Raw genomic sequence first — 23,319 nt, forward strand, 5'->3', positions numbered from 1 at the left:
GTCGTTGTATTGCGTACGTAGACGACCGCGCTATCGTCCCCTTACAGCCCGAGTCCCGCGTGCCAGGCGTCTGCGCCTGCCTCGTCCGCACGGTCGTCCATCTCGGCGAGCAGCGAGATTGCCTTGCTCGCGGTCTTTGCGGCCTTGCTCTCGCCGGTGACCTCAAACTCGCCTGTCGTCCGGTCAGCGTACACCGTACAGACTGCGCCGGCCCGGAGGCCATAGATATTGGCGAGTGTCAGGATTGCGCTTGCCTCCATCTCGAAGTTGAGGACGCCGGCTTCGCGGAGTTCCTCGATTTTGTCGTCTGCGTCGCGGGCGAGAAAGCCCTCGAACCCTTCGCGGCTCTGGCCGGCGTAGAAGCTGTCGGTGCTGGCGGTCAGGCCGACGTGGTAGTCGTAGCCCAGTTCGTCAGCGGCCGCGGCGAGTGCCGCGACGACAGCGTGGTCGGCGACGGCGGGGTACTCCTCACGGACGTACTCCTTACTGGTCCCCTCCTGTCTGACCGCGCCGCTCGTGATTATCAGGTCCCCCACGTCGGTTTCCTCTTGGATTGCGCCACAGGAGCCGACACGGACAAGCGTGTCCGCGCCAACGCGGGCGAGTTCTTCGACCGCGATTGCGCTGGAGGGTGCGCCGATGCCCGTCGACGTGACAGAGATTGGCGTCTCATCGTAGGTGCCGGTCGCGGTCCGGTACTCGCGGTGGTCGGCGACGATATCGTGGTCGTCCCAGCAGTCGGTGATCTTCTCGACGCGCTCGGGGTTGCCGGGCAGGAGCACCCCCTCGGCCACGTCGCCGTCGGTTACTTCGAGGTGGTACTGTTCGTCAGTTTTCGGATCTTCGCTGCCGTGTGTTGTGTTGGTGTCGTCCTCTGCTGTCATGGTGACTCCTCCGTGTCGAGTGTCTCCGCCGAAATCGTATCCGGGAGCAAGGTCCCGAGCGTGTACGTCTGAACGTCGTCGCCGGTGTCACAGTGGACCTCAAACTCATCCACACAGAACTCCGCGAGTGTCTGACGACACATCCCACAGGGTGTGACGCCATCACGGGCCGCCGATGTGACCGCAAGCGCCGCGAACTCGCGGTGACCCTCCCGGACTGCCGTTCCGACCGCGACCTCTTCGGCGTGGAGACTGTTCGAGTAGTTCGCGTTCTCGATATTGCAGCCGGTGTAGACCGTTCCGTCAGCGGTCAGGAGGGCCGCACCCACCTGGTACTCCGAGTACGGGGCGTACGCTGTCGCAAGCGCCTCGCGTGCCTCGGCGATGAGTTGGTCAGCGTCCATGTCACGGGCGTGGAGTTGCGGGAGCAAATACTCTCCGACACCGAACCGGGGCCGCAAAGTATATGGTTCGCTTGGGGCTTGTCACACACAATGAGCACACGCGTGGTCGACCGCGTCGACGAGTGGCGTGAGCGGCCGTTTTCAGACGGCTACCGCTCGTTGCACGAGCTGGCCGAGGATGGGTTTTCGGGTGCCGTCCGAGCCGGCGGCGCGGAACTCTATATAACGAAAGGCGCCGTCGTCGGCATCCGCCACGGAGATATCGATGATTTCGATGGGAGCGGGACGGCCTACGAGTCTCCCTCCCCCGCGCTGCCGTTACTCGCGGTGATGCAGGAGACCAACGACGAGGTGCGCGCGGAGTACTACACCGAGAAGACCGCAATCTCCGAGGTCGACAGCACGCTCAGCAACGGCGGCTTCACCGGCTACATCGAACTCGCTGACAACGTCCTCAGCGGCGACTACTACCAGGTGTATCACGCCGGCCAGTCCATGAGTGTCGGCTTCATCGGGGAGTCCTCGCGGCTGGTCGACGGCGACGAGGCCTTCGAGACCGCAGACGACGAGGTCGGCATCTACCAGGTTCGTCCGGCAGACATCGAGATTATCGACCTTCCCGAGATCGAAGAACCCCTGGAGGAGACAGACGATACGGCCGCCGACGAGGCCGAGCCAGCGGAGGTGGACGACACAGAGGAACGTGTCGACGACGAGACCACCGAAGACCACGAGCCAGCAGTCGACGCCGAGGACGATGTGACAACAGACGACCCCGGAAACGATGTGACAGCAGCGAACCGCGACGAGACGGCCACCACAGAGACAGAGGAACACGAGAGCCAAGAGAGAGCCGAGCCAACAGGAGCCACTCAAGGGTCGGCGACAACGGGCACAACGGCGACCCAGGCCGTCGAAGAGCAGACTGCCGCTGCCGCCAGCGGAGAGTCCTCTCCACGAGGCGGCGGCCAGACAGCGGAGGCGAAACGGCGAAGCGACCAGCAGACCGAACAGGCAGGGAGTCGGGGGCGCTCGCGCTCGACGGAGGAGCCAAATCTCGCCCTCGAAACGCGAGCAATTCCCTCCCTCGACCCCAAAAAGACCGCCGAGCCCGACGAGAGCACCAACGGCGCTCGGGCCGATTCAATCGAGCAGACTACGGAACCCCAGCAGTCCTACCCCGAGCGGAGCCAGACACAGCAGTCCACAGAGCAAGAGCCCGCGGGCCAGCCGGCGACGCGAACAGCCGACCAGACAGAGACCGAGGAGACGACACAGCACACAGACCGCGACTCGGCCGGGAGCCGGGCAGACAGAGAGGCAGCCACAGACGACAGCGGCGGACGGACAGAGAACGAATCCAGCCACACAAAAGAGACGACACAGGCCGCCGACCCCGAGCGAATCGAGGAGCTGGAGTCCGAAATAGCAGACAGAGACGAGGAAATCGAGCGCCTGGAGTCCGAGCTCGACCGGAAGACGACAGAGTACGACGACGCGAAATCCCAGCTCGAAACCGTCCGCGAGGAGCGTGACGAACTCGCAACAGAGGTCGAACAACTTCGTGAGGAACTAGAGCGCCTGGAGACAGAGCTGGGAGCCGCGACAGACGCTGAGCGTCGGATAACACCGGCAGAGGCCCTGACAGGCACCGACATCTTCCCGCGATACAGGTCCAAAGGCGATGCGACCCTGGAGAAAGCCCACGACGGGAGCAACCGCCGTGAGGACGTACTCAGCAACCTCCAGCTCGAACAGAATACGCAGTTCGACGCAGAGGCCGTCGCGGTCGGCGGCCAGGAGTACAGCGAGTTCCTCGAATCCACCCTGGAGTATCGCTTCGTCAACTGGGTCGTCGGCAACCTCCTGTTCGAGATACGCGAGACCGGCCACGAAAAGGCCCTGAAAGACCTCTACGACGCGTTGCCGGTCATCGACTGGGCCGACATGAAGGGGACGGTCGACGTCGTCTACAAGGAGGACGGTCAGGAGACGCGCTCGGAGGAGTCGTTCGATATCGTCCTGCGAAACCGGATGGGTGAGCCGTTACTCGTCGCAAACGTCAACGACTCCCGGGAGGGCGCGACCCAGTCGATGATGGAGAATCTCGTTCGGGCTGCCGAGCGTGTCGGCCAGACCAGCGACGCCTTCGCGGGGGCATTCCTCGTCACGCGGAGCTTCTTCGAGCCGCCCGCACTGGAGACGGCCGACGACGCGACAAAGAGCGGCCTGCTCAGTCGGAGCAAACGCAAAAGCTTCGTCAATCTCTCGCGCAAACGGGGGTATCACCTCTGTCTGGTCGAGGCGCGCAACGAGAACTTCACGATGCTCGTTCCCGAGCTATAAGCTCTCGGGCGGTGAGTCCAAGACGAGACAACAACACGCAGCAATTAGTTCTCGGCTTCCGGAGCAGTCTCGATTTTCATCCCGTCGAGTTTCTCGACGATGTGGTCGATTTTGCCGTCGAGTTCCTCGACGAAGTCGTGAGTGTCTTCAGTGGTGATCGCTCCCTGGCTCGACGGCTCGATGAGGTTTTCTTCCTCAAGGACTCGAAGCGAGTATCGAACCTTGTGATGCGGGTAACCGGTCTCGTTCGACATCTTGACAATGCCGATTGGTTCGTTCTCGATGACCATTCGCAAGACCTGCAAGTGACGCTCCAGCATATCGACTTCTTTTTCAAGCCTATCTATCATGGCACTTGTTAACTAGTGTTGCGTTCATTTAAAAGTTATTGTCGGGTGAGCGCATTACCGGAAAGGGAGACCACGTATCGGAAACTGATGCCGGTATATACCACTGCGCGGGGCGAGGGTGACCGTTTCGAAGCTGTGACCTAATCTTGGCGAAACGGGTATAAAAACGCTTGGGAATAGTTGACCCGGTTGACAGTCTCCCAGGCCGGTCCCGTCCCGCCCGCGATTTTAAGTCACTCGACATACATATGTAGTGTGTCAACAAGTGTTGAAACGGCACCGCTGTTATCAAGCTATCTGGAGTGTGTGAGTATGGTGGATGTATCGACTGTGCCAGAAGTGCTTGCCGTGCCCGACCTGCTGGTCCACGTCGCCATCGCGATAGCTATCGGCGGCCTAATCGGGCTCGAACGCGAGCGTCTCGATAAGTTTGCCGGCGTTCGGACGCTGGCACTGCTCTCGGGGACAGCACCGGCAGTGGTCGAACTCGCGGAGCGCGATGGCCCCCCTGAACTGGTTGTTGTGTATCTTGGGCTAGTCGGCGCGCTCGCGCTGGCTATCGCCTACGTCCGGTTCGAACTCCAGTCCGACGAAATCGGCTTCACGACGAGCGTCACCGTCTTCCTGGTCGGCGTGCTCGGCCTGCTCGTCGGCTACGGCCTTGTGTTTGAGGCGACCTCGATTGCTATCGTCACCGCGGTCCTGTTGACAGAGAAAGACCGGATTCAGGGCTCGGTCGACCGGCTCACCGACGAGGAGCTGTCGGATTCGATGAAACTCGGGGCGCTCGTGTTCATCCTCTATCCCATCTTGCCGACGGAACCGGTCGACCCATACGGCGTCGTGAACCTGCGCGAGGTGCTGGTGTTCGCCATCTTTGTGTTGCTCATCCAGTTCGGGGCCTACGTTTCGATGCGACAGTTCGGCGGCTCAACCGGTCTCCAGGTGACTGGACTGCTCGCCGGCAGTGCGAACTCCCTTGCCACGGCAGGCGTCCTCGCCAGGATGGCAAAGCGCTCCGAGCAGGCAGTCGACGCCGCCTCCTCTGCGCTGTTGCTCGCGACTGGTTCGATGATTGTCCGCAACGCTGCTATCGCGTCGGTTCTCGCGGTCTCGCTGGCGTGGGTGCTCTGGCCCGCGATTGCGGTTATGCTCGTGTTGACCGTTGGATTCGCCTATCTGGCGCTGTCTCGGGAGGGGACGGACGAGGCGTACGATTTCGACTTCGAGTCGCCGTTCTCGTTCGTTGCGGCCGGGAAGTTCGCTGTCGCCTACGTCGGCATCGTCCTCGCGAGCGTCCTCGGCGAGGAACTGTTCGGAGAACTCGGGCTGTACGCCACCTCGTTTGCCGGTGGGCTGGTCTCCTCTGCTGCAGTCGCGGTGTCGGCTGCGACCGTCCACTCGAACGGCTCCGTCGGGGCTGTGCCCGCTGCAGGGATGGTGTTACTCGCTATCGTCGCGAGCCTGACGGCGAAGGTCGTCCTTGTCGAGGTGACGACCGCCGGAATGCGGCGGCGGGCAACGTTCCCGATGATTGTTGTCGGCCTCGCCGGGCTGTTGGCCTATCTTCTGGTGCGTCTCGCGTGACTGGGAGAGAGCAGGCGACCGACCCGGACGAAAGCCCTTTTGCCCGTTGACAGTCTGACGTTCTGGTAATGGGGCTCGAAGAGGAGATAGCCGAAATCGAGCAGGAGATTCAGGAAACCCCGTACAACAAGTCGACAGAGGCCCACATCGGACGGCTCAAGTCTAAGCTCGCCGAGAAAAAAGAGGAGTTCGCTAGACGCCAGTCCTCGTCGGGCGGTGGACCAGGGTACGCTGTCGAGAAACACGGCGACGCGACCGTGGCACTTGTCGGATTTCCGAGCGTTGGCAAGTCGACGATGCTCAACGCGATGACCAATGCCGACAGCAAGACCGGTGCCTACGAGTTCACGACAATCGATGTGAACCCCGGCATGTTGCAGTACCGCGGCGCGAACATCCAGATGCTCGACGTGCCCGGCCTCATCGAGGGGGCCGCGGGCGGCCGCGGCGACGGTCAGGAGGTGCTCTCGGTCGTCCGGACGGCAGACCTCGTCGTCTTCGTCCTCTCTGTGTTCGAAATCGACCAGTACCAGCGTCTGTACGACGAACTCTACAAGAACGGCATCCGCCTCGACCAGCAGCCCCCACGTATCTCGGTTCGCCCCAAAGGCAAAGACGGTATCTCCATCAACGCGAGCGTCGACCTCGACCTCGGCGAGGGGACAATCACCGAGATCATCCGTGAACACGGCTACGCGAACGCCGACGTGACCATCGGCGAACACGTCGACATCGACGAGCTCATCGACGGCATCCGGGACAATCGTGTCTATCTCCCCTCGCTAGTGAGCGTCAACAAGGCAGACCTCATCGAGCCCGACTACAAGGAGACCGTCGACGACCAGCTCCGCGGACACGATATCGACCCCGAGGAGGCCATCTTCATCAGCGCCGAGAAAGACAAGGGTCTCGACGCGCTCAAAGAACGCATCTGGGAGGAACTCGGCCTCATCCGCATCTATATGGACAAGCCAGGACGGGGCATCGACTACGACGAGCCGCTGATGTTGTTCGAGGGCGATACCGTCGAAGACGCCTGCACGAAACTCGGCGGCAGCTTCGACGAGCGGTTCCGGTTCGCCCGCGTGAGCGGCCCGAGCGCGAAGCACGACGAACAACAGGTCGGCACCGGCCACGAACTCGAAGACGAGGACGTACTGCGAATTGTGACGAGCAAGTAGGCCCTACTCGCGGCGAGCAAGCCGTCCCAGCGCGTACCCGAAGCCGCCGAGTGCTGTGACTGCTCCAGCCACGCCGAAGCCGGGGCCGTCACCGTCGGCGGCCTCCGTGGCCGATTCTGTCTGGGTTTCGGTCGGCTCCGGAGACTCCTCGGGCGTGGTCACGACTGGTGTCGGTGTTTCCACTGAAGTCGGCGTCTCCGTGGGCGTGGCTGTCGGTGTCGCCAGCGAGTCGTCCAGTTCGAAGGTAGCGACGACACCCGCGTGGTCTGAGGGCCAGAGTTCGACCGGCCCGTCCGCAGACTCGTAGGTGATGCGGTCGTCTGGCTCGTGACCGGTGCGGCTGGCTGCGGTCGGGGTGGCTCCCCGAACCAAAACAGCGTCAACGCGTTTTTCCAGTTGTGACTCCTCGTTGTCCAGCGCTGCCGGCTGACAGCAGGTGAATCCGTCGCTATCGGGGTTGCGCGTTCCGTAGGCGTCGGTGAAATTTCTCGTGAGCAGGTCGTACGCGTCGGTCGACGTGCCAGGGCCGCTGTTGAAATCGCCCGCGAGCACCACTGGCCCATCGTCGGGAGCGACCTCCAGTAGCTCCTCGGCCTGCTTGCGGCGGGTCGAGCGCGACGACGATTCGAGGTGTGTCCCGACGGCGGTGAAGGTGGCACCGCCGACGGTCACCTCGGCCAGACAGTACCCACGCTGAATCCCAATCTCCTCGCCGCCGGCTGTGGCACTCTGGGCCGCGTCGTAGATGCCAGTCTCCGTGTTTCTGGTTTCGTGGTTGTCATGGACGAGCAACACGTCCCGATTCGCGACCCGAAGGCCGGACTCGTCGCCGAGGCCTGGGAGCTGGGTGTCTGCGGTCACCGTCTCGGCGGCGACCTCGTAGGACAGCTCTTCGGCCTCCAGCGCGGATTCGAGCGTCTCAAGCACGTCGATAGCGGGCTCGCTGTCACCGACACGCCCGACGAGGCCGACTTCCTGTAAGGCGACAACGTCGGGTTCGGCTGCTGCGATGCCGGCTGCGATACCGCGGGCACGCGCCGCGTAACGGTCGGGGTCGATCTCGCCGAGCAACTCGCTAATCCTCAGAAGTAACTCTCCGAGCGAGTCGGCCTCTGCCAGTTCGAAGAGGTCGACGCCGACGTAGACGTTCTGTGTCATCACCGTCGGTGCCGCGGTCTGCTGGCCCACGGCGGGTCCGGGGATGATGGCTCCCGCGGCGGCGACCGCCGCGCCGCCGAGGAGCTGTCGGCGGGTCGGCCGTGGCTGTCCCACGCTGTCGTCTGTCATGTGTTGCGGTAGTGTCACGAGGCATAAAAAACGCAACACCGTCAGTCACTCTCGTACCGTTCCTCTCTGGAGGTCTGCGTGTGTCGTCGGTCAACTGTCCGTTGGCTCACAGGACCGCCAGTCGAAGCTATTAACATCGTTCTCGTGGTCATAGTCAACTGTGCAAACCACTCTAGTGCGGTATCGTCCCGTCGGCTCGACGCGCTGGAGCTCGTCTTCTGTCATCGACTGTTAATCATGACACCAGGAACACAACTCAGCCACCAAGGAGGGGGTATCGAATGAGTGACGAAGAGCTCGCCAAGGACCTTGGTCCCCTCGCGGCGTTAACCATCGGCGTCGGGACGATGATCGGCGCGGGGATTTTCGTCCTGCCCGGCGATGCCGTCACGACTGCGGGGTCACTGGCAGTTGGCGCCTTCGTTCTCGGCGGTTCCATCGCCCTCCTGACGGCGCTGTCGGCCAGCGAACTCGGGACCGCGATGCCCAAATCCGGCGGCGCGTACTTCTATGTCAACCACGCACTCGGGCCGCTGTTTGGCTCGGTTGCCGGCTGGGCGAACTGGCTCGGACTCGCCTTCGCCTCTGCCTTTTATATGGTCGGGTTCGGGGAGTACATCCAGCTAATCATTGGTATCTCCGGCACGGTGGCGCTTGGGCCCGTCTCGTTGAACGTCGCGACGCTCATCGCGCTCGTCGGCGGTGCTTTCTTCGTCGGCGTCAACTACATCGGGGCGAAAGAGACCGGCAAGCTCCAGAATGTCATCGTCATCATCCTCGTGGCAATTCTGGCGGTGTTCACGTTCGTCGGTGGCCTCCAGGCAGATATGTCAAATCTCCCGGCCAACGAGGGGTACGGCCCGATGCTCACCGCGACCGGATTCATCTTCGTCTCGTATCTCGGGTTCGTCCAGATTACGAGCGTTGCCGAGGAGATCAAAGAACCCGGCAAGAACCTCCCCCGGGCAGTCATCGGGAGCGTCGTGCTTGTCACTGGCATCTACGCGCTCGTCTTGTTCGTGATGAGTGCCTCGCTCGAACCCGGCTTTATTGCGGGAATCGGTGAGGATCAGATTGCCGTCGTCGAGGTCGCAGACGTACTTCTGGGACCAATCGGTGCCGTGGCAATGTTGTTCGGCGGCCTGCTGGCGACGGCATCCTCGGCGAACGCCTCGATTCTCGCCTCCTCGCGTATCAACTTCGCGATGGGGCGTGACGAAATCGTCAGCCCGACGCTCAACGAGGTCCACCCTCGGTTTGCGACCCCATACAAGTCCATCGCTATCACCGGCGCGATGATTCTGGCGTTCATCCTGGGTGGAGACCTCATCGGGGGCAACGCCGTGTTGACACTCTCGGGGGCCGCGAGCTTCCTCCATCTGGTTATCTACGGTCTTCTCAACATCGCGCTTATCGTGATGCGTACCGCAGACCCCGAGGAGTACCAGCCCGACTTCCGGGTTCCGCTGTACCCGTTCACGCCGATTGCTGGGGCCATCACCTCCTTTGCGCTCATCGCCTACATCGAACCCGGCGTGCGCCTGTTCGGTGCGGCGATTATCGGCGCGTCGGTGCTGTGGTACGTCTTCTACGCCCGGACGCGCACCACCAAACAGGGAATCCTCTCAGAGTACGTTCTGGCACGACAGGAGACGATGCCCGGCGCAGCCGTCTCAGCCGCCGAGTCGGTGAAACCCGACGGCGGCGAACACCGTGTGATGGTCGCGCTGGCAAACCCCGAACACGAAGAGAACCTGATGACACTTGCGAGCGCGGTCGCCAGACAGCACGACGGCGTCGTCGACGCCGTCCACATCGTGACGGTCCCCGACCAGACCTCGCTCGAATACGCAGCCGACAACGCCGAGGAGTACGCCCCCAACCACCACGCAGTGCTCGACAACGCCAAGAGTCACGCCGAGACCTTCGGCGTCGATATCGAGACACACACCATCTTCTCCCACCGCGGGTTCGAGGAGATATTCGACGCCGCGCGGACACACGACGCCGATACGGTCGTGATGGGCTGGGGTCCCGACTCGCATGGCTCGCCCGGCCGGGCCGAGAGCGCGCTCGACGACATCACGCGGACGCTGTCGGCCGATTTCCTCGTGGTCAGAGATAGGGAAATCGAACCCGAGAACATCCTCGTGCCGACCCGCGGCGGTCCGGGGTCAGCCTACGCCGCAAGCGTCGCTAAGCTCATCCAAGACGAGTACGGCTCCGAGGTGACGCTGTTACACGTCGCCGACGACGAATCCGAGGACGGCTCTTTCCTCGAAGAGTGGGCCGCCGAACAGGGCCTGTCAGATGTGACCCTCCGAGTCGAGTATGGCGACACCGGCGAGGAGATTGTCCGCGCCGCCGAGGACGCCTCGTTGCTGGTGCTTGGTGCCTCCAAGCGGGGACTGCTGGTACGGCTGGTGAGTAGCTCACCCGTCCAAGAGGTCGTCGACGAGGTGGATTGTTCGGTGATTCTGGCCGAGCAGGCCCACGAACGGTCACTGCTCCAGCGACTCCTCGGTCGGTGAGAACGCGCCGCGCCCTCACTCCTGGACGGGACCGAGGTAGTGCCAGTGAAGCTTCGTATCCCCGTCCGGACGAGTCTCCTCTCGAACGTGATAGAGAAAGGGGCCGTGTGGACACTCGTCACAGCCGTCGTCACATGGCTCGCGTTTGATGACTTCTGTGTAGCCGACCTGCTCTTCGATGCTGACGATTTCCTCGCCCGTCCCTGGCTCGATGTTGTCGGCGACGGCGGTGTGTAGGAAATCCTGTCTCTCGGTCGCGTAGTCGATGACCGCCCGTAGCTCGGCCTCGTCGAGGTTATCGAGAGTCTCGACGAGTGCCGGTGACAGCAGCGACGGCGCCTCCGGCTCGGCGTTGTCCTCTGGCATATATCGACGTTGCCAGGGAGCTTATATAAGTCATCCCCTCGCGCGACCATCGATGGATTTTCACCAGTCTGCTGAGAACGTCGACCAAGATGTATCTCATCATCGTCGGTGCCGGCGACATCGGAACCCCGCTCATCGACATCGCGACGCGGGCTGGCAACGACGTGGTCGTCGTCGAGAGAGACGAAGCTAGAGCAGACAGCATCGCCAGCGAGTACGACTGTCTGGTGCTCAACGCCAACGCGACGACCAAAGACGTGCTCCAGGACGCCGGCGCAGATCAGGCTGACGCTATCATCTCGACGACTGCAGAGGACGCAACGAACATCATGATAAGTCTCCTGGCCAAGGAGTTGGAGATTCCCTCGGTCGTGGCGGTCGTCCACAACCCCGAGCACATGGCGCTGTACAAACAGATTGGTGTCAACACGATGGAGAACCCCCAGCAACTCATCGCGGAGTATCTCTATCGCTCGGTCGCGCGCCCGGCAATCGTCGACTACATGCAGATTGGCGAGGAGGCAGAGGTCTTCGAGATAACCGTCACAGCGGGTGCTCCGATTGCAGGAATGACAATTCAGGAGGCCGCAACAGAGAACATCGTCCCCGAGGACGTGCTCATCGTCGCAATCGAGCGCGAGGGACAGGACACCCCAATCACCCCGCGAGGGAACGTCGAGATCAGGCCCGGCGACCTGCTGACGGTGTACTCCGGCTTCGGAGCCGACCCCGAGCTGACCGACCTGTTCGGTCACTTCGAAGACGACCCGCAATGAGAGTATCGAGGGTCACAGTCGGGCGTGACGTGGGCCGCATCCTGCGCGTGGTCGCACTCATGCCCGTCGCGTCGATAGCCGTGGCGGCGGTCCACGGGGAGTTTTTCGCGATTCCGGCCTTCGCTCTGACCGCTATCGTGATAGCCGGCGTTGGAACCGGGCTCGCGAGCCGGTACCGCGACGCCGACCCACCCGGCAAGCTCGAAGCGATGGTCACTGCGGCGATGTCGTGGGCGGCCACTGGCCTGCTCGGCTCGCTCCCGTTTCTCTGTATCGCGTGGACGATTCACGTCGACCCGTACCCCGGCTGGATGAACACACCCGCGATGACCGAGACGGTCTCGGTCTTCGAGCGCCCGCTGGATGCGGTCTTCGAGAGTATGAGCGGCTTCACCGGGACGGGGCTGACGATGGCCGCCGTCGAAGAGCAACTGCCCCGCTCGCTGCACTGGTGGCGGTCATTCATCGAGTGGGTCGGCGGCGTCGGCGTCATCGTTCTCACGGTTGCTATCCTCGCCCGCCCCGGCAGCGGCTCGCTCACCCTCTACGAGAGCGAGGCCCGTTCGGAGAAGATTCACCCGAGCATCGTCTCGACCGTCCAGGAAATCTGGAAGATATACGCCGGTCTCACGGGTGCGTCGATTCTCCTGCTGTTCCTGGCGGGCATGCCCGCCTGGGACGCCATCAACCACGCGATGACCGGCATCGCGACCGGCGGGTTCTCCGTTCACGCCGACTCGATTGGCCACTACGGCGAGCCGCTCATCGAGTACGCCGTTGTCCCCGTGATGGTCGCCGGCAGTATCGCGTTTCCGATCCACTACCTCATCGTCAAAGGCGAACTCGAAAACCTCTACCGAGACCTTCAGACCCGCTGGGTATTCATATGGTTCGGGGCCGGGTCGGTGTTGTTGACCGGACTGCTCCACAGGGCAGGCCAATACGGGAGTCTCGAAGAGAGCTTCAGGATCGGGCTCTTCCAGTTCGTCTCGGCCACCTCGAACGCTGGCTTCGGGACAGCAACCATCGGCAACGGAACCGAGCAGGTGTGGACCGCGGGTCCGGTGCTACTTGCCTGTCTGGGGATGCTCACAGGTGCCGCAGCGGGGTCGACCGTCAGCGGTATCAAACTCATCCGCGTCATCACGCTCATCAAGGGGACTCTCTGGCAGATACGCGGCGTCTTCGTTCCCGACACCGCGATTCGGTACCTCCAGGTGGGTGAGCGTCGGCTCAGCGAGGACCAGTTCCAGCGCGAGTACACCGAGGCGACGGTCGTGTTACTGCTGTGGCTGGCCTTTCTCGCGGTCGGGGTTGCGGTGCTCTTGCAGGTGCTCTCGCCGGGCCACCCACTCGAGTACGTCGTCTTCGAGGTGATGAGCGCCCAGAGTAACGTCGGCCTCGACTCGGGAATCACCGGGCCGACGATGCCCGCCCTCTCGAAGGCGATGTTGATTCTCAACATGTGGGTCGGGCGGCTCGAGATCATCCCGGTGGCGGTGCTGTTGAGTTCGGTCTTCAGCCGACTCGATCTCTACCGGTGACGGCGGCGTCAACCCACGCACCGAGGCGGCCACACGCGAGTCCGAACAGCGGGGCGAGACAGACCACGATCACGCCGGCAAACAGCAGTGCGCCGACGCTTGACTGTGCGTCCGTCGGCGCGGTGATTGCCCTCACGAGTGAGGAGATGACGCTGAGCCCAGCGCCGAGGACGCCGGCCCGCGCGCCGGCTGCGTCTGGGTCAGTCGAGAAGCGAGCAGCGAGAGCGCCGGCGATGGCCGCTCCAAGCACCATGACACTCCCGGCAGGTGTTGCTACGGAGTGGGGCAACTGTTCAATGGCGATACCGACGGGCACCGACACGAGTGCGCCGGTGAGCGCGAACTGCCAGGCGGCGGGCGGCGGGCGGAGAGCAATCGGCATGTGCGGGTGAGACGCGCGCGACCGTATTATAACCTCGTCGAGCAGTGCTAGCCACACCAGTCAAACGGTCTTCTTAAAGCCAGTGAGGCCAAGATTCGATATGACCGACAGCGCGGACGAGACACACGTCGAGTGGCGCGAGTGGGGCGAAGACGCCTTCGAGGCGGCCGAGCGCGCGGGCAAGCCCGTCCTGCTCGCGCTCGTGACCGAGTGGTCCGAGGAATCTCACAACATGGACCTGGCGACCTACGCCGAGCCGCGTATCGCGGCCAACATCAACGACGGCTTCATCCCCATTCGCGTCGACGCCGACCGCAACCCCCACGTCCGCGAGCGATACAACATGGGCGGATTCCCCTCGACTGTCTTCTGTACCCCTGAGGGCGAGATTCTCACCGGCGCGACCGTCCTCGGCATCGACGGCTTCCGAGAGATTCTCGACAGCGTCAGACGGACCTGGGACCAGCAAGGCGAGAAGGCCGGCTCGCTGCCCCGCCCACTCAAAGAGGAGCCGCCACGCGGCAAGGTGACCGCCCGCATCGAGGAGCACATGATAGAGCAACTGCTGGGGACTTTCGACGACGAGTTCGGCGGCTGGGGAAACGACGTGAAGTTCCCGCTTCCCCGGACCGTCGAGTTCGCGCTCGTCCGGGCACGCGACCAGGCGACCCGGACACTCGATGCGATTCAGACACACCTGCTCGACACCTACGACGGGGGCTTCTATCGGTTCAGCCGCAACCGGAACTGGGGAGCCGCCCGGTGTGAGAAACTCGCCGACGAGAACGCCGCCGTCGTGCGCGCGCTCGCACACGGCTACCGCTACACAGGCGAGGAGAGCTACCGCGAGTCAGCAGAGCGCGGTATCGAGTTCCTGACGACGACGCTGTGGACCGGCGATGCCTTCGCGGCCAGTCAGGGCGGCGACGAGGAGTACTTCCGATTCGAACCAAGCGAGCGCGCCGACGCCGACGCACCCGCTGTCGACGAGACGGTCTTCGCCGGCCACAACGGCCTCGCTATCGACGCGTTGCTCCGCTACTACGCCTACACGGACGACGAGACAGCGCGCCAATACGCCCGACAGGCCCGCGATACCGTGACCGAGACACTGGTCGAGGACGGTCGCGTCCAGCGGTATCCCGGTGCGGACGCGCCACAGGGACTCCTCGTCGACCAGGCGCGGACGCTGCGCGGACTCGTGACCTCCTGGTCGGTGCTGGGCGAGCCCGGCCCGGCGGTCGAGGTTGCGGAGTGGACACTGTCAACTCTTCAGGACGAGGACGGCTCCGTCCGTGATGGGCCGACAGGTGGCGCGGGACTCCTCGACGAGCCGTTGTACCCGCTGGATACGACCGTCGAACTCGCGGACGCGTTGCTCGACCTGGCGGCGCTGACCGGTGACGAGCAGTATCGAGCGGCAGCCTACGACGCAGTCGCGGCCTTTGCGGGTGCCGGCGAGCGGATGGGCGTCGAAGTCGCCCACTACGCGACCGTCGCCGCCCGCCTCGACGACTTCCAGGTCATCGAGGTCGGGACAGAAGCGGGGAGTGACCTCCACCGCGCGGCGCTGCGCCTGGCCGACCACGAGGCTGTCGTCGTTCCCATGGCACAGGAGAGCCGGGACCTGCCAGCAGACGAGGCTCGACTCGTCGTTGACGGCGAGAAGCAGGGTGTCGCTTCCACCCCCGAAGAACTCGAAGCGCTGTTGATAGCGTAGGCAGTACTCTCTGCAGGCAGATATTCAGAATGCCTCGACCGAAACCATCAATATACTAGATATTTATCAAAGTGTCGCGCCCTAAACGAGATATATGAAAGATAACACCGACGCCGGGGGTGATACCAAAGGGGATGAAACAACCGGTAGTAGCCAAAGAAGCGTTTACGAAGCTATCTGCAGTAAGATAGACGATGCAGTCTTTTTGATCGATGTTGAGCACTCAGATGACGACTACACATTTACTTATGAATATTCCAATAGCTCATATCAACAACGGACTGGTCTTTCCGAAGGCGCGTTACGCCGGCAAACCCCACGAGAGCTTCTCGGCGACAAACAGGGTTCGACCGTCACGGGAAACTGCCGCCGGTGTGTCGAACAGCGAGAGACAATCGAATACGAAGAGAGAGTAGACCTATCGGACGGCACGAGTCACTGGCAGACAAAGCTCACCCCAATCACTGACACCGGACAAGTCACACAAATCGTCGGCATCGCACGGGACATAACAAAAGAAAAAGAACAACAACAGCGCCTACGGCAGGTCTATCGGCGCTTCGAGACTGTCATGGAAACGATGTCTGCGGCGATATTTTTGAAAGATACTGACGGGCAGTACCTGCTAATGAATCAGGCGTGTCGTGACCTGTTCAACGTCGCAGACCAGGACATCATTGGGTTGACTGATGACGCCATTCTTCCGTCGGACGTTGCTGAAAACGCCAGAACAGATGATCGACGGGTCATCGAGAACGGTGAGATAATCGAGATAGAGGAGACAATCCCGACCGCTGAGGGGACGACAGTTCGACTTACGCGGAAATCTCCGGTCTACAACGACGAGGGAGAGATAGAGGGGGTCTGTGGCGTCTCGACCGATATCACCGAGCGGAAGCGAAATGAACAGGAACTCCAGCATCTCAAAGACCAGTTCGAACTCGCTGTCGAGGGCGGAAATATCGGCATCTGGGACTGGGATATGAGTACCGACGAGGTTGAATTCAACGAACAGTGGGCAGAAATGCTGGGTTATTCACGTGACGAGCTGGCGTTTTCTTTCGACACCTGGGAGCGTCTCGTCCATCCCGACGATCTTGCATCTGTTACGGACGCACTGGAGACGCATATCGACGGCGACACAGATATCTACGATCACGAAATTCGGATGCAGACAAAAGAGGGCGACTGGAAGTGGATTCAGACTATCGGTAGAGTCGTCGATAGAGACGATGAGGGAGAAGCAACCCGTACTGCCGGCGTTCATATCGATATCAGCGACCGGAAGCAAGCCGAACAGGAACTCGAGCGAACCAGCGAGTTTCTCAGGGAGACACAAGAGGTCGCCCGCATCGGTGGGTGGGAGTTCAACCTGCGGTCCGGGATGATGCGGTGGTCCGACGAACTGTATCACATCCATGGACTGCCACTGGATGCAGACCTAACGCCTGAAGAAGGGATTGAGTTCTATCATCCAGACGATAGAGAGACGATCAGGGAAGCCTTCGACCGCCTCACTACGGAAGGCGAACCGTACGACTTGGAGTTACGGATTGTCACGGTAGACAACGACGTTCGCTGGATTCGCACGCGTGGAGAGCCGTCGTATGACGGTGACGAAATCGTTGCCGTTCAGGGGACATTTCAGGACATCACCGAGCGCAAGGAACGTGAACAGGAACTCAAGCGACAGAATAGTCGACTCAACGAGTTTGCAAGCGTTGTCTCCCACGATCTCCGAAACCCACTCAACGTCGCTCAAATACGGGCGACGGCTCTGCAACAGCAGAATAGCAACGAGTTGCAAGAGCACCTCCGTCCGCTCGTGACTGCGCTGGAGCGAATAGAGAGCATTATCGAGGACACACTGACGCTCGCTCGACAGGGAAACACTGTTGGTGAAATGAGTACAATATCGGTCGTTGATCTCATTGGTAAATGCTGGGCAGGGGTAGAGACAGCAGAAGCGACGTTCGAACTCGACGACGAATTCACGATAGTAGGTGACCGCGACCGACTCCAACATGTGTTCGAGAACTTGTTCCGCAATGCAGTAGAACATGGTGGCGAGGACGTAACGGTTCGAATTGGACGCTGTGGTGAGAACTGTCTCTACGTCGAAGACGACGGGCCAGGAATTCCACCGGGTGACCGCGACACGGTGCTAGAACCAGGCCACACGTCTGCAACAGGGGAGACAGGTTTCGGTCTCACGATCGTCAAGCGCATCGCAGAGGCTCACGGCTGGGGAATAACGATTACTGACGGACGGGACGGCGGTGCTCGCTTTGAGTTCGATACTTCAGAACGGCTCGATGAGTGAGTGATGTTGCAAGACTGATCTGCAGTCTTGATTCGAAACAGAGCCACTTTGCGGACTCTCTCTGAATGGGTTCTCTGTCGCCTATCCTGAGTGGCTTGCTCGTGCTGGCGACACGCTCTACATCTTGCACCCTGAGTAGTATTGTACCAAAATGAGGTGTATTTCTCAACGCCATCGGTCTACGGGAGTTGCTCACGAGCGCCCAACGACTACCGGTGACTGGTTCACTCGGAGAGACCGATGAAGTAGCCGGTCAGTTCGTCGGAGCCTGGGTCAGTTCATCTGCCGGCGACTCGACAGCCGCGCCAGCCTCGTCATAGAGGTCGAGCAGTTGGCCGATAGTGTGGTCGATATCGTACTGTTCGACGGCCCCCCTCGTGTCGCGGTCGCCGTCGAGACAGTCCTCGATTGCCGCGGCCATCGCGTCGATATCGTCGTAGGCGAATCGTTCGCCGTTGTCGGCTTGGATGGTCTCCTCGAAGGGCGGGACATCGGCCGCGGCGACGGGTGTCCCACAGGCGTTTGCTTCGAGCGTCGAGAGCCCGAGCGTGTCGGCCGTCGAGGCCGTGACGAACGCGTCGATAGAGGAATAGAAGATAGGGAGCTCTTCCCGGGGGAGAAACTCGCTGAACTGGACGTTTTCGGGAGGGTCGCGTTTGAGAACGTCGGCGTAGGGGCCTTCGCCCACGATGACGAAGTCGTACTCCGGGAGGTGTCTGGCGACCCGGAGAATCTCGTCGACGTTTTTCTCCTTGCTGAGGCGGCCGCTGTAGCCGATGACGGTTCGGGTCTCGTACCACCGCGTCTGTGTCGGCTTGAAGAAATCGAGGTCGATACCGACCGGGAGCTGGACGTGGTCGACGTCGCGGTCGATGCGCTCGGTCGAGGCTGTCACGGCGTCGAAACTCTCTAGGTATGACTGTTCCATCGGGAGATACACCCGGGCGAGCGCGTCGGCAACGGATTCGAGCTTGACGCCCTGGTCGAAGTACTCCTCGACGGGGGTGTGGTGGGTGTACACCGTCGGCAGGTCGTCTTTCCAGGCGTAGTAGCGCCCGAGCAGGCCGACCGGGCCGGGACCGTGACAGTGGACCACGTCGAGGTCGGGCAGCGTCGACGGCCGCCGGAAGAGTGGAATCCGGTACCCCTCGTAGAAGGGGTTGGGCAGCGACGACACCGGGAATTCACCGTCTTGTGGGTCGTAGTCGCCGTCCGGATAGACGACAGAGACATCGTGGCCGCGGCGTTCGAGTTCCTCGCGCCAGAGCTTAATCGTGTAGGTGACACCGTCAATTTCCGGGAAGTAGCTGTCTGTAAAGAAGCCCAGTTTCATTGTATCACCACCGTCGTCTCAGTCCCGGCTGGGTGCCGGTCGTTACTCGATTTCGAGCCACGGAACCTCCATCAACGGGGGGATGTACGTCTCGATGTGGTGTTCCCAGACGTCTTCCTCGCCGAAGGCCTCGCCGTGGTCGGCCGTGACGACGACATCGCCGTCGAGCTGTGGTATCAGTTCGGCGATTTCTTCGAGTGCAATACGCAGATTCTCCTCGTACAGCGCCATCGCCGCGCCACGGGTGCCGTTTTTGACGACGTCGGTCGGGTCGAGTTCGAGCCAGAGACCGGCCTTCTGGGCGAGTGCGCTCCCGTCGAGTTTGTCCTCGACCTTGGGTCGGATGGCGTCGCTCAGCGAGGAGAGCGCGCCGCCGTCGGCGACCTCCTCGGCGTCTTCCTGGCTCCGGATGCCCTTCTGAATCTGCTTGAGCTTGCGGCCTTTGCCCCGCGAGAGATACGGCGCGTGGGGCTGCATATAGTGGAGGACGGTCCGGTCTGCCTCCTCGACGGCCGCCTGGTGGTCCCACAGCGACTCGGCGAGATTCTCCGGCGGGACCGTCGCCAGGTCGTCGTCCCAGCCGTGTTTCCAGACATCGATGACCTCGGCGAGATGTTCGGTCGCCGTCCACTCGTAGTCACAGCTCGCGCCCCACTTGAGTTCGTTCAGCGGGATGCCGAGGCTGTTGATGAACGGATTGCCAGAGAAGTACGCGATATCGTGGTCCTCGGTGAGTGTCCGGTAGGCCCACTCCGGGGTCGACGAGCCCAGGCTCCGACGCTTTTCGAGACTCCCATCGAGATACTCGTCGTAGACATCGCTGAACACGTCGTAGCGACAGGCGTCGAGAACCAGGCAGTAGTCCCACTCAGACTCCAGAAACTGCTGGTCTTCCATCGTATCCCGTGGTTTTCGGGGAAGTTGTATAATGCTGTTGGTTGGTCCGCGACACCGACAGCGGCCCACAGACCCCGGAATCAGCAGTCGAAACGTTGATTGCTGACCCGCGGATGCCTCCGACAAGATGGGGAGGTTCAAGCGGCTTCAGTCGGTAGCAGATCAGCGGCCAGAACGGCTCGCTCTTGTATTCGGGTTGCTCACCGGTGTCCTCGGTGTCGTCCTCGCCGCCGTCGAGTTCGCTGAAGGCCAGGAAATCGACTACCAAGCCTACTACTTCGCCGGACGGGCGGTAGTCAAAGGCGAGCCCTTCGTCGGCTGGGCCATCACCGACGGTTCCTTTCTCACCGAGAAGGCATACGTCTACACGCCGGTGACGGCCCCCGTTTTCTCGGTCTACGGGGCCCTCCCGCGGTGGCAGTTCGGCTACGTTCTTAACGTCGTGCTTTTGATGGTTGTCTTCTATCTCATCGGCCGACTCGTACTGACATTCCTCGACCGCCATGGGGTCGAGCTCGAACGTGTCGACCGGCTGCTAATCCTGGGTTTCTCCGTGTTCTCGGGACACAGCATCCTCGGCATCTACCGGGGGAACGTCGACCCAATCGTGCTGCTGGCACTTGGCGTGGGCCTGCTGGCTATCGAACGCGGCGAGGGATGGAAAGGTGGTACGCTCTGGGCGGCGACGGCTCACTTCAAGCTCTTTCCGGCGTTTCTGGGCGTCTGGCTGCTGTACCGCCGTGCCTACCGAGCCATCGCCGCGGCGGTTGTCACTGGGCTGGGGCTCATCGCCCTCGGGGTCGTCTTCTTTGGTATCGACGCACACATTGACTTCGTCGAGTTCATCGTCAACGAGCGAAGCCGCGAGGGGTACTTCGCGGGCGGACTCGACCCCGAAATTCAGTGGATTACGCTTCGGCGGCCTCTCTCACAGTTCGTCTCGCTGTCGGGCAATCAGCTATTCGTCGTGACGACGGCACTCGTCGCGCCCTTTGTCTATCGGGTCTACCGGCACGCCAACTCCGAACTCGACCGGACGGTCGCCTTCTTCGCGACGATGGTCGCCATGCTCATCACCATCGTCCCCTCGACGCTCAACTACGTCGTCTACCTCTATTTCCCGCTGCTCGGGCTGGTGTACATGACCGAAGACCCGACTGCGAAGCGGCTGTTCATCGCAGGACTCATTTTGGTCAATCTCCCGCTATACCCCCAGCACATCGACCTCATCGTCGGGGCACTCCCGCTGGGGGTCGTCGGCGACGCAGTCACCACGGGGGCGCGGGCGGTCCTGACCTACACCTCGATTCCACTGGTCGGCTTCCTCTGTATCCTGGCCGGCTGTATCAGGTTCGTTCAGGTGCCAAACGTCACCGAACGGCCGGCCGAGTGACCGTCACAGGAGACTCCGGAGATGCCGGCGAAGCTGTGCCCGACCCCGACTGGTCGTGACGTGTCGGGCGAGGCGCTCGGCTGACTGCCCGAGCCAGAGGAGTTTGTAGGCAGTCCCGAGTGTCTCGTAATCCGGCGGGAGCGGGCGGTACCGGCGGTACCCCTCCCTGAGTTCGTGCCGGAGCTGTTCCCGTGTCGCCGCCGAGAGCGACGGCCAGAACCAGTCGACAAAGCGCATCTCCGCGCGAGCGAGCGCGTATCCCGCGGTCGTGACGTGGGCGTTCCCCCAGTCGAGAACTGCCGTCGCGCCGTCGTCGACGAGCAGATTCCCGGGAAAGAGGTCGCCGTGTGTGAGCACCGGCTGCCAGTCCTCGGTGTCACAGCCGGCGTGTTCGGCGAGTCGGCGTCCCTGTTCGGGAATCCAGACACCGGCCGGCCGCTCGACGACCAGGTCGTCGCCGTTACGGGCGAGTCCACCGGTCCGGTCGAACGCGTGGGTCGCGTGGAGTTCGCCGAGCATCGCGCCGGCGTCGCGGAGAATCCGCGAACAGTCATCGCCAAGCGACGGAAAGGGCGTCGGCGGGGACCCATCCAGGAACTCGTACAGCGCCCACCGGGTGGTCGACCCGTTCTCTCGGACGAGCCCGGAGGCAAGAACCGACGGGGCGACGATCTCGGTCGTCTCGGTCACCAGTTCGAGCACCAGCGGCTCGATGACGTCGCCGGTCCGGACGCTCGGTCCGCCGAGCTTGCAGACCGCCCGGCCGGGGCCGCTATCGAGTTCGAGCAGGTACGTCTGTGCGACCCGGCCGCCCGTCGCCTGCTCGCAGCTCCGGACACCACACGACAGCGCCGCCTCGACAATGTGTTCGACTCGCTGGGGTGGGCCAGCCATCGTGAGACGTATCTCACGGTGGGGATTTGGCTCCGTCGGTCGGCGGATTCCGATACCCTCAAACGGCCGGTGGTCAAACCGATACAACACTCTCGGGATGCTAGATAAAAAGCAGGCGCTGACGGGAATTCTCCTCTGGGCGCTGGTCGCCGTCGCCTTTGCGACGCTTGCTGGTGTCGGTGACTTCGTCGAGCGACTGAGCGGGATTACACCCTCCGAGTTCGCGGTCATGCTCGTGGCAGTGAGCATCGGCGTCATCGCAATGGGGTCGTGTCTCTACGTCATCGCCCGCAACCTCGGCCTCGGTGGCTCGCTCATCGAGACGATCTTTCTTAACACGAGCGTGAGCCTCGCCCACAACCTCACGCCCTTCGGACAGGCAAGCGGTGTCCCAATCGGCGCGGCAATCCTCTCGAAGCGATTCGAGGGCGACTACGAGGAGTCACTGGCCGCGCTATCGATGAAGGACATCGTCAGCTTCGCGCCCGCAATCGTCGTGTTCATCTTTGGTGGCGGCTATCTCGCCTTCTACGAGCAGTCGATTCCGGACCGAATCCGGCCACTCGTGGCTGCCTTCGCGGGGTTCGTCCTCCTCCTCTGTACCGCGGCGCTCGCGGTCTATCGCTATCCAGAGTACATGCGCGCCATCATCCGCCGTCTCGTCGCCGGGGCGAACCGTCTTGCGGGACGGCTCCCGCTCGTGCCGAATCTCTCGCCCGAAGAAATCGACAGCCGTATCACGAACTTCCTCGACTCGATTGCACAGGTCGCCGGCAACAGACGGACCGTCGCGCTCGCGAGTCTCTTCGCGACATCGTCATTTGTCGCACAGGGCTGTCTCCTCTGGCTCACACTCGGGGCGGTCGGCGTTGAGGTCTCGGTCGTCTTCGCGGTGTTTACCGTCCAGGCCTCGTTGCTGGCCTCCGGGCTCCCGCTCCCGGGGGGCAGCGGCGGCGTCGAGGGCGTCCAGGTAGTCATGTTGATTGCGACCGCCGGCGTCTCTAGAGAGGCCGTGATTCCCGCAGTCGTCCTCAGCCGTGGCCTCGTCTTCTGGACGCCTATCATCGTCGGGTCGATGACCCTGCTGGTGCTCCAGATACAGGGCACCTTCGAGTAACGGT

General features: G+C 62.3%; 19 protein-coding genes. 10 read left to right on the forward strand and 9 right to left on the reverse strand.

Going from position 1 to position 23,319, the window contains the following annotated elements; translation table 11 throughout:
• Positions 1-41 precede the first annotated feature (41 nt).
• The gene (udp, locus tag OSC37_RS08440; RefSeq protein ID WP_267161027.1) at positions 42-884 is read right to left on the reverse strand and encodes a uridine phosphorylase; all 843 of its coding nucleotides are present in this window, start codon (positions 882-884) and stop codon (positions 42-44) included.
• A complete protein-coding gene (gene cdd / locus OSC37_RS08445; protein ID WP_267161028.1) occupies positions 881-1,288 on the reverse strand; it encodes a cytidine deaminase in 408 nt (135 codons plus the stop codon). The genes udp and cdd overlap by 4 nt, the downstream gene beginning before the upstream one ends.
• A 90-nt stretch (positions 1,289-1,378) precedes the next feature.
• Here cdd and OSC37_RS08450 point away from each other — a divergent pair, with 90 nt between their 5' ends.
• Positions 1,379-3,634: a DUF7527 domain-containing protein gene (locus OSC37_RS08450; RefSeq protein ID WP_267161029.1), complete on the forward strand. Its 2,256-nt coding sequence runs from the start codon at positions 1,379-1,381 to the stop codon at positions 3,632-3,634.
• A 44-nt stretch (positions 3,635-3,678) separates the two neighbouring features.
• On the opposite strand, the gene OSC37_RS08455 is transcribed toward OSC37_RS08450, so the two are convergent.
• Complete coding sequence (locus tag OSC37_RS08455) at positions 3,679-3,984, reverse strand: hypothetical protein (RefSeq protein WP_267161030.1); 306 nt, start codon at positions 3,982-3,984, stop codon at positions 3,679-3,681.
• Between the two features lie 312 nt (positions 3,985-4,296).
• On the opposite strand from OSC37_RS08455, the gene OSC37_RS08460 reads away from it, so the two are divergent.
• Both OSC37_RS08460 and OSC37_RS08465 read left to right on the forward strand, forming a co-directional pair.
• Positions 4,297-5,571: an MgtC/SapB family protein gene (locus OSC37_RS08460; RefSeq protein WP_267161031.1), complete on the forward strand. Its 1,275-nt coding sequence runs from the start codon at positions 4,297-4,299 to the stop codon at positions 5,569-5,571.
• A 68-nt stretch (positions 5,572-5,639) separates the two neighbouring features.
• Positions 5,640-6,752, forward strand: a complete 1,113-nt coding sequence (locus tag OSC37_RS08465; RefSeq protein ID WP_267161032.1) for an OBG GTPase family GTP-binding protein — start codon at positions 5,640-5,642, stop codon at positions 6,750-6,752.
• Between the two features lie 3 nt (positions 6,753-6,755).
• Here OSC37_RS08465 and OSC37_RS08470 read toward each other — a convergent pair whose 3' ends face one another.
• Positions 6,756-8,039, reverse strand: a complete 1,284-nt coding sequence (locus OSC37_RS08470; RefSeq protein WP_267161033.1) for an endonuclease/exonuclease/phosphatase family protein — start codon at positions 8,037-8,039, stop codon at positions 6,756-6,758.
• Positions 8,040-8,320: 281 nt separating this feature from the next.
• Between OSC37_RS08470 and OSC37_RS08475 the strand changes: the two genes are divergently transcribed.
• Entirely contained in the window at positions 8,321-10,570 is a 2,250-nt protein-coding gene (locus OSC37_RS08475) for an amino acid permease (protein WP_267161034.1), read from the forward strand.
• Positions 10,571-10,585: 15 nt separating this feature from the next.
• On the opposite strand, the gene OSC37_RS08480 is transcribed toward OSC37_RS08475, so the two are convergent.
• The gene (locus tag OSC37_RS08480; protein WP_267161035.1) at positions 10,586-10,936 is read right to left on the reverse strand and encodes a hypothetical protein; all 351 of its coding nucleotides are present in this window, start codon (positions 10,934-10,936) and stop codon (positions 10,586-10,588) included.
• Between the two features lie 89 nt (positions 10,937-11,025).
• Here OSC37_RS08480 and OSC37_RS08485 point away from each other — a divergent pair, with 89 nt between their 5' ends.
• Positions 11,026-11,712: a potassium channel family protein gene (locus OSC37_RS08485; protein WP_267161036.1), complete on the forward strand. Its 687-nt coding sequence runs from the start codon at positions 11,026-11,028 to the stop codon at positions 11,710-11,712.
• Positions 11,709-13,256, forward strand: coding sequence for a TrkH family potassium uptake protein (locus OSC37_RS08490; RefSeq protein ID WP_267161037.1), 1,548 nt, complete (start codon positions 11,709-11,711; stop codon positions 13,254-13,256). Before OSC37_RS08485 ends, OSC37_RS08490 begins: the two co-directional genes overlap by 4 nt.
• Here the strand turns inward: OSC37_RS08490 and OSC37_RS08495 are convergent.
• Positions 13,231-13,638 (reverse strand): DUF5518 domain-containing protein, encoded by a 408-nt coding sequence (locus tag OSC37_RS08495; RefSeq protein WP_267161038.1) that lies wholly within the window; start codon positions 13,636-13,638, stop codon positions 13,231-13,233. The genes OSC37_RS08490 and OSC37_RS08495 overlap by 26 nt on opposite strands.
• Positions 13,639-13,738: 100 nt before the next feature.
• On the opposite strand from OSC37_RS08495, the gene OSC37_RS08500 reads away from it, so the two are divergent.
• Both OSC37_RS08500 and OSC37_RS08505 read left to right on the forward strand, forming a co-directional pair.
• Complete coding sequence (locus OSC37_RS08500; RefSeq protein WP_267161039.1) at positions 13,739-15,358, forward strand: DUF255 domain-containing protein; 1,620 nt, start codon at positions 13,739-13,741, stop codon at positions 15,356-15,358.
• 94 nt (positions 15,359-15,452) lie between these two features.
• Positions 15,453-17,681 carry a PAS domain-containing protein gene (locus tag OSC37_RS08505; RefSeq protein ID WP_368409423.1) on the forward strand — a complete coding sequence of 743 codons (2,229 nt, stop codon included), beginning with the start codon at positions 15,453-15,455 and terminating at the stop codon, positions 17,679-17,681.
• A 253-nt stretch (positions 17,682-17,934) separates the two neighbouring features.
• Here OSC37_RS08505 and OSC37_RS08510 read toward each other — a convergent pair whose 3' ends face one another.
• On the reverse strand, positions 17,935-19,014 hold the full coding sequence (locus tag OSC37_RS08510; RefSeq protein WP_267161040.1) for a glycosyltransferase: 1,080 nt from the start codon (positions 19,012-19,014) through the stop codon (positions 17,935-17,937).
• A gap of 42 nt (positions 19,015-19,056) precedes the next feature.
• Positions 19,057-19,911 (reverse strand): hypothetical protein, encoded by an 855-nt coding sequence (locus OSC37_RS08515; protein ID WP_267161041.1) that lies wholly within the window; start codon positions 19,909-19,911, stop codon positions 19,057-19,059.
• Between the two features lie 127 nt (positions 19,912-20,038).
• Here OSC37_RS08515 and OSC37_RS08520 point away from each other — a divergent pair, with 127 nt between their 5' ends.
• Complete coding sequence (locus tag OSC37_RS08520; protein ID WP_267161042.1) at positions 20,039-21,304, forward strand: glycosyltransferase family 87 protein; 1,266 nt, start codon at positions 20,039-20,041, stop codon at positions 21,302-21,304.
• A 3-nt stretch (positions 21,305-21,307) separates the two neighbouring features.
• Here the strand turns inward: OSC37_RS08520 and OSC37_RS08525 are convergent, their stop codons facing one another.
• Positions 21,308-22,198, reverse strand: a complete 891-nt coding sequence (locus OSC37_RS08525; protein WP_267161043.1) for a phosphotransferase enzyme family protein — start codon at positions 22,196-22,198, stop codon at positions 21,308-21,310.
• A gap of 1 nt (position 22,199) precedes the next feature.
• On the opposite strand from OSC37_RS08525, the gene OSC37_RS08530 reads away from it, so the two are divergent.
• Positions 22,200-23,315 carry a lysylphosphatidylglycerol synthase transmembrane domain-containing protein gene (locus OSC37_RS08530; protein ID WP_267161044.1) on the forward strand — a complete coding sequence of 372 codons (1,116 nt, stop codon included), beginning with the start codon at positions 22,200-22,202 and terminating at the stop codon, positions 23,313-23,315.
• Positions 23,316-23,319: the final 4 nt, after the last annotated feature.

It is taken from the genome of Halovenus salina, assembly GCF_026410925.1.
In the GTDB taxonomy this organism is placed as follows: domain Archaea; phylum Halobacteriota; class Halobacteria; order Halobacteriales; family Haloarculaceae; genus Halovenus; species Halovenus salina.

Coding starts and splice junctions, on each gene's coding strand:
- OSC37_RS08460 (WP_267161031.1), top strand. CDS start 4,297: ATGGTGGATGTATCGACTGTGCCAGAAGTGCTTGCCGTGCCCGACCTG.
- OSC37_RS08485 (WP_267161036.1), top strand. CDS start 11,026: ATGTATCTCATCATCGTCGGTGCCGGCGACATCGGAACCCCGCTCATC.
- OSC37_RS08490 (WP_267161037.1), top strand. CDS start 11,709: ATGAGAGTATCGAGGGTCACAGTCGGGCGTGACGTGGGCCGCATCCTG.
- OSC37_RS08505 (WP_368409423.1), top strand. CDS start 15,453: ATGAAAGATAACACCGACGCCGGGGGTGATACCAAAGGGGATGAAACA.
- OSC37_RS08475 (WP_267161034.1), top strand. CDS start 8,321: ATGAGTGACGAAGAGCTCGCCAAGGACCTTGGTCCCCTCGCGGCGTTA.
- OSC37_RS08515 (WP_267161041.1), bottom strand. CDS start 19,911: ATGGAAGACCAGCAGTTTCTGGAGTCTGAGTGGGACTACTGCCTGGTT.
- OSC37_RS08525 (WP_267161043.1), bottom strand. CDS start 22,198: ATGGCTGGCCCACCCCAGCGAGTCGAACACATTGTCGAGGCGGCGCTG.
- OSC37_RS08480 (WP_267161035.1), bottom strand. CDS start 10,936: ATGCCAGAGGACAACGCCGAGCCGGAGGCGCCGTCGCTGCTGTCACCG.
- OSC37_RS08470 (WP_267161033.1), bottom strand. CDS start 8,039: ATGACAGACGACAGCGTGGGACAGCCACGGCCGACCCGCCGACAGCTC.
- OSC37_RS08495 (WP_267161038.1), bottom strand. CDS start 13,638: ATGCCGATTGCTCTCCGCCCGCCGCCCGCCGCCTGGCAGTTCGCGCTC.
- OSC37_RS08510 (WP_267161040.1), bottom strand. CDS start 19,014: ATGAAACTGGGCTTCTTTACAGACAGCTACTTCCCGGAAATTGACGGT.
- OSC37_RS08520 (WP_267161042.1), top strand. CDS start 20,039: ATGGGGAGGTTCAAGCGGCTTCAGTCGGTAGCAGATCAGCGGCCAGAA.
- udp (WP_267161027.1), bottom strand. CDS start 884: ATGACAGCAGAGGACGACACCAACACAACACACGGCAGCGAAGATCCG.
- OSC37_RS08450 (WP_267161029.1), top strand. CDS start 1,379: ATGAGCACACGCGTGGTCGACCGCGTCGACGAGTGGCGTGAGCGGCCG.
- OSC37_RS08455 (WP_267161030.1), bottom strand. CDS start 3,984: ATGATAGATAGGCTTGAAAAAGAAGTCGATATGCTGGAGCGTCACTTG.
- OSC37_RS08500 (WP_267161039.1), top strand. CDS start 13,739: ATGACCGACAGCGCGGACGAGACACACGTCGAGTGGCGCGAGTGGGGC.
- cdd (WP_267161028.1), bottom strand. CDS start 1,288: ATGGACGCTGACCAACTCATCGCCGAGGCACGCGAGGCGCTTGCGACA.
- OSC37_RS08465 (WP_267161032.1), top strand. CDS start 5,640: ATGGGGCTCGAAGAGGAGATAGCCGAAATCGAGCAGGAGATTCAGGAA.